Source organism: Micromonospora sp. NPDC004336, assembly GCF_053602615.1.
The window spans coordinates 1-2,531 of the sequence record NZ_JBSGDY010000331.1 but is presented as its reverse complement, the minus strand read 5'-3'; the positions used below and the strand labels follow the sequence as shown (position 1 = coordinate 2,531).

The 2,531-nt window shown below is 72.6% G+C and carries 1 protein-coding gene; it reads right to left on the bottom strand.

Annotated elements, in window-relative coordinates:
• On the bottom strand, nucleotides 1-2,531 hold a 2,531-nt coding region (locus ACWENR_RS30430), incomplete at both ends, for an SDR family NAD(P)-dependent oxidoreductase (protein WP_452280384.1).

Sequence of the window (2,531 nt, the reverse complement as noted above, 5' to 3'; positions counted from 1 at the left end):
CACCCACCGCCATACCCGCCCCAGCCCACGGCCCCCACGCCACCGACGTACCCACCAACCCCCGCCCACGCCGCAACCCCACCAACCCATCCACAAACGCATTCCCCGCCGCATACCCCACCTGCCCCGCCGAACCCCACACCCCCGCAATCGACGAAAACACCACAAACGCATCCAAATCCAAACCAGCCGTCAACTCATCCAACACCACCGCACCACCAACCTTCGCCCGCAACACCTCCTCCACCTCACCCACACCCACCTCACCCAACGCCGACAACTGCCCCACACCCGCCGCATGCACCACCGCCCGCAACCGCTCACCCGCACCCACCAAACCCCCCAACAACCCCGCCACCGCACCCCGATCCGCCACATCACACGCCACCACCGACACCCGCACACCCAACCCCTCCAACCGCCCCACCACATCCCCCACACCCACCGCACCACCACCCGACCGCGACACCAACACCACATGCTCCGCACCCACACCCACCGCCCACTCCGCCACCCGCACACCCAACGCACCCGTACCACCCGTCACCAACACCGTCCCCGACAACCGGAAACCACCAGCGGAACCGGCACCCGCACCCACACCGGCACCCGCCGGAGAAGCCGCACGGACCAGACGTCGCGCGAACGCACCCGACGACCGCAGCGCCACCTGATCCTCACCACCCACCGAGGACAGCACCCCACACAACCAACCCCACACAGCGCCACCCAACGTCACCGGCAGATCCACCAAGCCGCCCCACCGCAACGGCGCCTCCAAGCCCACCACCCGACCCAGACCCCACACCGCGGCACCCGCGACATCGGTCAACTCGTCCGAGGCGCCGACCGACACCGCGCCACGCGTCAGCCACCACAACCGGCCCGCCCCGCCGACGTCGGTCAGCGCCTGCGCCACGACCAGCGCCGTCGTCACCTCGACGACGGCCGGCACCGCGGCCGGCTCCAGGGAAGCGGCCGGCTCCCGGGAAGCGGCCAGCGAGAGCAGGGACACCACGTGGGCGTCCCGGTCGTCGGATCCCATCGCCTCCCGCAGCAGCCGCGCCACCCGGTCACGGTCAGCGCCGGCCGGGACCAGCACCGGTACCGCGCGGTCGGCGCGGGCCGCCAGCTCCGCGGCCACCGGGTGCTCCTCCTGCCCGGGCGCCATCAGCAGCAGCCAGGTCCCCGCCAGCGTCGCCGAGGCGGGCACGTCGGCGGCACGCCACGTCACCCGGTACCGCCAGGAATCGACGGCGGCCCGCTGCCGCGTCGTCCGCCGCCACCTGGCGAGCTTCGGCAGCAGCGACGTGGACGGCTCGTCCGCGCCCAGTTCGTCGTCCAGCACGCCCAGGTCACCGGACTCGACGGCCGCCCAGAACTGCTCGTCGGACGGGGCGGCGGCACCCGCGACGGGCGAGGCGGGCCGGGGGTCCTCCAGCCAGTAGCGCCGCCGGTCGAAGGCGTACGTGGGCAGCTCCACCACGCGCGGCCGGGCGCCGGTCTGGCCGTGGTACGCCGTCCAGTCGACCGGCACTCCGGCGGCCCAGAGCTGCCCGACGGCGCTGGTGAGGGTGGTGACGTCGGACTGGTTGCGGCGCAGCGTGGCCACGTACCGGACGTCGTCGGCCGACTCCGCCTCGGCGGCCATGGCGGTCAGGACCGCGTCGGGGCCGACCTCCAGGAACGTGTCGACGCCATGCGCCCGCAGAGCCGCCACCCCGTCGGCGAACCGCACCGCCTGACGCACGTGCCGCACCCAGTAACCCGGGTCGGTGATCTCTGCGGCGTCCGCGACCGCGCCGGTCACGTTCGACACGACCGGCACCCGCGGCGACTGCCACGACAGCCCCGCCACCACCGACGCGAGCTCGTCAAGCATCGGCTCCATCAACCGCGAGTGGAACGCGTGACTGACCGAGAGTTCCTTGACCCGCCAACCCCGCTCACGCCCAACCGCCACCACCGACGCGACCTCGTCGCCGGCACCGGAGACCACCACCGACGCGGGACCGTTCACCGCCGCGACGTCCACTCCGGCACCCGCAGCATCGATGACGCCGCGAACGTCGACCTCGGACGCGCCGACCGCCGCCATCACGCCGCCGGCCGGCAGCGCCTGCATCAACCGACCCCGCGCCGCCACCAGCGTGCACGCATCAGCGAGGGACAACATCCCCGCCACATACGCAGCCGTCACCTCACCGATCGAATGACCCGCCAGGAAATCCGCCCGCACACCCCACGACGACAGCAACTCCCACAGGGCCGCCTCGACCGCGAACAGGCCAGCCTGCGCGAAGACCGTCTGGTCCAGCAGCGCGGCGTCCGCAGACCCCGGCTCGGCGAACACGACCTCCCGCAGCGGACGCGGCAACAAACCGTCGAACCCGGCGCACACCCCGTCGAACGCCGACGCGAACACCGGGAACACCCCGTACAGCCCACGGCCCATGCCTGCGCGCTGCGAGCCCTGACCCGTGAACAACACCGCCCGACGACCCGCCGACACCACACCCGACACCACCGAC